Source organism: Vibrio sp. 10N.222.48.A3 (genome assembly GCF_041475345.1).
Classification (GTDB): domain Bacteria; phylum Pseudomonadota; class Gammaproteobacteria; order Enterobacterales; family Vibrionaceae; genus Vibrio; species Vibrio tasmaniensis_A.
Map to the genome: position 1 here is coordinate 1 of NZ_JBFRVX010001316.1, position 574 is coordinate 574.

Below are 574 nucleotides of genomic sequence, written 5' to 3' on the forward strand. Positions count from 1 at the left end.
GCAAGGCGGGATTAACCTTTATGCGTATGTAAATGGTGATCCGTTAGGGTATGTGGATCCGGATGGAAAAATAAAGGGCAGACCGGTAAATCCCAATCCATGGGACCACGCAGTTTACTCAGCCCAAACGAACAGCCAGTGTGTACATAATTGTGTTGAGAATATAAGAAACTTGTGGACAGAAAGTCTTCCAATAGAACCAGAAAGTAGTAATTCGCAAAGCAAAGCTTCATGTGACGCTACGAATAAAAAACTAGTTCAAATAGTTTTGCTGCAAAAAAATCCAAATCCGAGGCGCAGGAAACAGTGTTTGAATATTTTAGATATCAATCATGTGGAATATATTGTGAATGGAGTTATTAAATGAAAGTAATTGTTAATTACATAATTGTTTTTTTAGTGCCTATTTCGTCATTGTTGTCATTCGATATACTATCGAAAGAAAGGGAAGTGGAAATGATTGACATAGTAAAGGAGTGTGAGGTTTTAAAAGAAAATGCCGATAATGGTGATCATAAAGGGTATAAAAAACTAACGGATTGCTATTTTTATGGGATGTTGGGGAATATAGGTG

Annotated in this window: 1 protein-coding gene and 1 pseudogene; both read left to right on the top strand. The window is 36.4% G+C overall.

The features are described from left to right. Positions 1-367, top strand: a pseudogene (locus AB4653_RS26020) (RHS repeat-associated core domain-containing protein); the annotation flags it as partial. Beyond that, the coding region (locus tag AB4653_RS26025) for a hypothetical protein (RefSeq protein ID WP_372105667.1) at positions 364-574 on the top strand (211 nt) is incomplete at its 3' end. The pseudogene AB4653_RS26020 and the gene AB4653_RS26025, both read left to right, overlap by 4 nt.